Origin of the sequence: Colwellia sp. (assembly GCF_013215345.1) — a bacterium.
Taxonomy (GTDB): Bacteria; Pseudomonadota; Gammaproteobacteria; order Enterobacterales; family Alteromonadaceae; genus Colwellia.
In genome coordinates, this window is sequence record NZ_JABSOV010000171.1 from 1 (window position 1) to 5,933 (window position 5,933).

The window sequence follows — 5,933 nt, forward strand, 5'->3', positions numbered from 1 at the left end:
AAAAACTCTTTAGAACACGGTTTTTCTGCTCGATAATTATTCAAACCTGATTCAGTATCGCGATAAGTAACAAAATCGACAGCATTAACTTCAATAAAATAATCAATAATCGTATTTACTAAATAGAACTTAAATAGAGTATCAATATGCACAATAAAGTAGCATTCGTATTTCCAGGGCAGGGCTCTCAAACTGTTGCCATGCTCAGTGACTTTGCAGAAAATAGTATTGTACAAGCAACCTTTACCGAAGCTTCTAAAGCTTTGGGTTATGACTTGTGGCAATTAGTTGCTCAAGGTCCAGCAGAAAAACTCAACCAGACCAATTTTACCCAACCAGCATTGTTAACTGCTAGTGTTGCCTTGTGGCGCGTTTGGCAAGCCGAGTCTGATGTGACTCCCGATGTTATGGCAGGTCACAGTTTAGGTGAATATTCTGCCTTAGTTTGTGCCGGTGTTTTTTCCTTAAGTGAAGCGGTAGTACTGGTTGAAAAACGTGGTGAATTTATGCAAGCCTGTGTACCTGCAGGTGTTGGCGCTATGGCTGCGGTTATTGGCTTAAGCGACGATGAGACTATTAAAGCCTGTGCCGCGGCAAAAGAAACACAAGTGGTTTCTGCGGTGAATTTTAATTCTCCAGGCCAAGTGGTTATCGCCGGTCATAAAGAAGCCGTAAAACGCGCTGGAGTACTTTGTAAAGAAGCAGGCGCCAAACGCGTTTTACCGCTACCAGTAAGCGTGCCATCGCACTGTGCTTTAATGGCTGATGCTGCCACTAAGTTGGCCGTTGAACTCGATAAAGTGACCTTTAACGTGCCAGCCATCAATGTGGTCAATAATGTTGATGTTGCTAAAGAAACAGCAAGCGCAGCAATTAAAGCCGCCTTGGTTAAGCAACTATATTCACCGGTTCGTTGGAGCGAAACTATCAGCCAGCTTGCCAGTGAAGGTATCGAAAAAGTTGTTGAAGTGGGTCCAGGTAAGGTCTTGCAAGGCTTAAATAAGCGGATTAACAAATCACTAAAAAGTGTGAGCTTCAACACTAATGATACTTTGCAACAAGCAAAAGATCTTATTAATAGTTAAGTAAAACAATCGATAATTTTAAATCATTGCTAAGTTATTGTTAAATAGCTGACAGAAACTAGCAAAATATTATTAATGTACATAACGCGTTAACTTGTTCTGCAAGTTAGCGTGATAAAATAAAAATAGTAGGTAGAAATATGTTTTCATTAGAAGGTAAAGTCGCTTTAGTAACTGGCGCGAGCCGCGGTATTGGTAAAGCGATAGCAACACAATTACAAGCACTTGGTGCAACGGTAATTGGTACAGCGACATCAGAAAATGGCGCAAAGAACATTGCCGAATACTTAACGGAAAATAATGGCAGTGGTATGGGCTTAGTGCTTAACGTGACCAGTGATGATTCGATCAGCGAAATGTTCGCTGCTATTAAAGAAGCACATGGTTCTATTGATATTTTGGTCAATAATGCCGGTATTACCCGTGATAACTTGTTTATGCGTATGAAAAATGACGAGTGGCAAGATATCATTGATACTAACTTAACGTCGGTATTTAAAGTAAGTAAAGCGGCTATTCGTCCTATGATGAAGAAACGCACTGGCCGTATCATCAATATAGGCTCTGTTGTGGGAACTATGGGTAATGCCGGTCAAGTAAACTATGCTGCAGCTAAAGCGGGCTTATTAGGCTTTACTAAAGCCTTGGCACGTGAAGTCGCTTCTCGTGGTATTACTGTTAATACAGTTGCACCAGGCTTTATTGATACTGATATGACAAAAACACTGACTGACGAGCAAAAAGAGGGTATTTTCTCTCAAGTACCTGCAAAACGTTTAGGTAAGCCAGAAGAGATTGCCAGTACGGTAGCTTTCTTAGCTTCTGATGCTGCTGCTTATGTGACGGGTGAAACTATTCACGTCAATGGTGGTATGTATATGGTGTAAGCCTTATTTGTTAAGCCTTACATTGTTTTTTAATAATATTTTTCAATAGTTCAACAGGTTAGACCAGATAAAAAAGTGAATTAGAAGCTTGCATGGTGAGCTGTTGACGAATACACTACACACAATTTGAAAGAATACACTTTTTAGTAAAGGAAAGAAGATGAGTAATATCGAAGAACGCGTAAAAAAAATCACAGTTGAACAACTAGGTGTTAGTGAAGCAGAAGTAAAAATTGATTCATCATTTGTTGATGACTTAGGTGCTGACTCATTAGACACTGTAGAATTAGTTATGGCGTTAGAAGAAGAATTTGATACTGAAATTCCTGACGAAGAAGCTGAAAAGATCACTACAGTGCAAGCTGCAATCGATTACGTTACTGCAAACCAGTAATTGTTAATAAGTTCGATTTGATCGGGCTTATAAAATATTAAAAGCGGTATACTTAATTGTAAGTAACCGCTTTTTTTTTATCTTTAATATGACGATAATACTTAACTTATGGGCTAAATTAAGCCTTAATTTAGGTAATACAATAAATTTTTCGGAGGCCGCTCTGTTATGAGACGTGTAGTAGTTACTGGTATGGGCATGCTTAGCCCTTTAGCCAACACCGCAGAAGAAACCTGGCAAAACCTGTTACTTGGAAAAAGTGGTATAGCTAATATTGACCATTTTGATACCACAGATTATCCAACTAAGTTTGCTGGTTTAATAAAAGGTTTTGATGCGCAAAACTATATGGAACGAAAAGAAGCCAAGAAAATGGATCTTTTCATTCAATACGGTGTTGCTGCTGGTGTGCAAGCTTTTAAAGATTCAGGCCTTGAAATAACCGAGCAAAATGCTCCTCGTATTGGTGTTGCTGTTGGCTCAGGTATTGGCGGTTTAGGATTAATTGAACAAAACCACAATAAGCTGTTAAAAGCCGAAGGTAATCCGCGTAAGTTATCGCCATTTTTTGTCCCCTCAACCATTATTAATATGATTGCCGGGCACATCTCTATTATGTTTGGTCTGCAAGGTCCAAATATTGCTATTACCACAGCCTGTACTAGTGGTGTGCACAATATCGGCCATGCTGCGCGTATGATTGCTTATGGTGATGCCGATGCTATGGTTGCTGGTGGTGCTGAAAAAGCATCGACTACCCTAGGTATGGGCGGCTTTGGTGCAGCACGGGCTTTATCTCGTCGAAATGACGACCCAGAGGCCGCATCGCGTCCTTGGGATAAAGACCGTGATGGCTTTGTCCTTGGTGATGGTGCTGGTGTTATCGTTGTTGAAGAATATGAACATGCTAAAGCACGTGGCGCTAAGATTTATGCAGAGCTGGTTGGTTTTGGCATGAGTGGTGATGCCTACCACATGACATCACCACCTGTAAATGGTGATGGTGCAGCGCGTGCTATGCAAAATGCCATCAATGACGCAAAAATTGATATCAGTAAAATTGGCTATATCAATGCTCATGGTACTTCGACACACGCGGGTGACATTGCCGAAACTAATGCGGTTAAAACCGTATTTGGTAACAGTGCACACAAGGTTATGATGGGGTCTACTAAGTCAATGACTGGACACTTATTAGGTGCAGCTGGCTCTGTTGAAGCTATTTTTAGTATTCAGGCTCTGATGCATAACCAAGTGCCGCCAACGATCAATCTAGATAACCCCGATGTGGGTTGTGATTTAGATTATATTGCCGGTGCAGCGCGTGATGTTGAACTTGAATACGTACTTTGTAACTCATTTGGTTTTGGTGGCACGAACGGCTCCCTTATCTTTAAGAAAATTTAGCTTAGTGCCTAATAACTAATACAAATTACTTGAAAAATAATGAGTAAGCCTGAATACTCGCCTCACTTTGAGGAAGTCTTCAGGCTTTTTTATTTCATATCAATCATTAATGTAGTGACAATCAATGCAATATTGCTCGGTAAATGGTCAACAGCAAACAGATATCGAAGTTACTGATCGCGGTTTAGCATATGGTGATGGACTATTCACCACAGCAAAAATTGTTGATGGCCAAATAGTATTACTCGATAAACATATCGAAAGATTAACGCTAGGTTGCCAGCAATTAAAGTTAACAGCGCCAGTAATGGCAAACTTAACGGAACAATTGCAATCGGTTGCTAAAGCTTATCCGCTTGCAGTCTTAAAAGTGATGATTACTGCAGGTAGTGGCGGCAGAGGTTACTCGAGAATAGGGCTAAGCGAAAGCGCCACCAACGTTATTATTATGGTGTCAGATTTCCCAAGTCATTATAGCGCACTTGCCCAGCAAGGAATTAACTTAGGGGATAGTAAACAACAGCTATCGTCTAGCCCTATGCTTGCGGGGTTAAAACATCTAAATAGACTCGAGCAAGTGTTATTAAAAGCTGAGCTTGATGATCGTATTGAAGATGACCTAATCGTTACTAATTGCCAAGGTAATGTCATAGAAGCAATCAGCGCTAATTTATTTTACTGGCTAGATGGGCAATTATGCACACCAGATTTATCATCCTCTGGCGTTAATGGTATTATTAGGCAGGCTATTTTAGCCAAATATCAGCATATTAACGTTAGCCAAATTAAGTTAAGCGAGCTTAAACAAGCACAAGGGATGTTTATCTGTAATTCTTTGATGGGCATTATCCCGGTAAAAACGTACAATAATCGCATACTTGCAATGGATGATGTGCAGCGACTGCAAAAGCAAATGACAGGGTTTATCTAAACGACCTTTATCTACTTATCTATCATATTTATTTTTAAAAAGGACAGGGTGTGCTCAAAAAACTAATTCTACTTATTTTGTTAGCCTTGCTGAGCGCCGCGGCGACTTTAGCCTACCAATTTGATAAAGCTTTGACTACGCCGCTAGCCATTGCTCAAGATAACTTTTTAACTGTGTCCTCAGGCAGTTCTATTAGTTCTTTTGCTAAGCAATTAGAGCAAAAACAGTGGGTAACTACACGTTTTTGGCTAAGAAACTATGGTCGATTATTTCCACAAAAAGCCAATATTAAAGCGGGTACCTATCTGATAAAAAAAGATTCTACTTTAGCACAATTATTAGTCCAGCTTGTTGAGGGTAAAGAGCATCAGTTTTCAGTTACTTTTATTGAAGGCACTCGCTTTAAAGATGCTTTAGTTATTTTGGCAGAACATCCACAAATTAAACAAAGTGTTAACGGTAAACCCGTTAGTGAAATAGCAGCAAAACTTGGTATTGATTCAGCAAATCCAGAAGGTTGGCTATTTCCAGATACTTATGCCTTCACCGCAGATACTTTAGATTTAACCTTATTAAAACGTGCTTATGCCAATATGCAATCGCAGCTTAATACTGCATGGGAAGCTAGGGCTAAAAATTTACCTTATAAAACGCCTTATCAAGCGTTAATCATGGCTTCAATAATAGAAAAGGAAACCAGTTATATTGCCGAGCAGCCTGTGATCTCAGCAGTTTTTGTCAATCGTTTACGTAAAAGAATGCGTTTGCAAACCGACCCAACGGTTATTTATGGCCTAGGTGAACGTTATCAAGGGGATATCACCCGGGCACATTTACGTGAAAAAACAGCATATAATACTTATAGAATTAATGGCTTACCACCAACACCTATTGCAATGCCTGGTTTATCAGCACTTAAAGCAACCTTGCACCCAGCAACGAGTGATTATTTTTACTTTGTAAGTGGTGGTAACGGTAAACATGTTTTTAGTAAAACACTGGCTGAACATAATCGTGCGGTTAGGGATTACTTGAGCAAACAAAAAAGAGCAAATCGGTAAAAGTAGCAGTAAGAGCTGAGTAGATATTACTCACGTGTTTAAAATACACAATTGATTAAATTAAAAAATAACTGACCCAAGGTAAAAGCGAAAATATGTCTACAGGAAAATTTATTGTCATTGAAGGCATGGAAGGCGCAGGTAAATCCTCAGCAATCGCGGTGATTG

The 5,933-nt window shown here is 39.7% G+C and carries 6 protein-coding genes; all 6 read left to right on the forward strand.

Annotation, left to right across the window (positions count from 1 at the left end):
• The first annotated feature begins 146 nt into the window (after positions 1-146).
• The 6 genes from fabD (at position 147) to mltG (ending at position 5,765) form a co-directional block, all read left to right on the forward strand.
• Positions 147-1,085, forward strand: coding sequence for an ACP S-malonyltransferase (gene fabD / locus HRT50_RS17240; protein ID WP_291616783.1), 939 nt, complete (start codon positions 147-149; stop codon positions 1,083-1,085).
• A gap of 140 nt (positions 1,086-1,225) precedes the next feature.
• Positions 1,226-1,972, forward strand: a complete 747-nt coding sequence (gene fabG, locus HRT50_RS17245) for a 3-oxoacyl-ACP reductase FabG (RefSeq protein WP_291616785.1) — start codon at positions 1,226-1,228, stop codon at positions 1,970-1,972.
• A gap of 160 nt (positions 1,973-2,132) precedes the next feature.
• Positions 2,133-2,366, forward strand: a complete 234-nt coding sequence (gene acpP, locus HRT50_RS17250; RefSeq protein WP_011043112.1) for an acyl carrier protein — start codon at positions 2,133-2,135, stop codon at positions 2,364-2,366.
• 168 nt (positions 2,367-2,534) lie between these two features.
• Positions 2,535-3,773: a beta-ketoacyl-ACP synthase II gene (fabF, locus tag HRT50_RS17255; RefSeq protein ID WP_291616793.1), complete on the forward strand. Its 1,239-nt coding sequence runs from the start codon at positions 2,535-2,537 to the stop codon at positions 3,771-3,773.
• Positions 3,774-3,897: 124 nt separating this feature from the next.
• Complete coding sequence (gene pabC, locus HRT50_RS17260) at positions 3,898-4,704, forward strand: aminodeoxychorismate lyase (RefSeq protein WP_291616795.1); 807 nt, start codon at positions 3,898-3,900, stop codon at positions 4,702-4,704.
• A 50-nt stretch (positions 4,705-4,754) separates the two neighbouring features.
• The gene (gene mltG, locus HRT50_RS17265; RefSeq protein WP_291616797.1) at positions 4,755-5,765 is read left to right on the forward strand and encodes an endolytic transglycosylase MltG; all 1,011 of its coding nucleotides are present in this window, start codon (positions 4,755-4,757) and stop codon (positions 5,763-5,765) included.
• Positions 5,766-5,933: the final 168 nt, after the last annotated feature.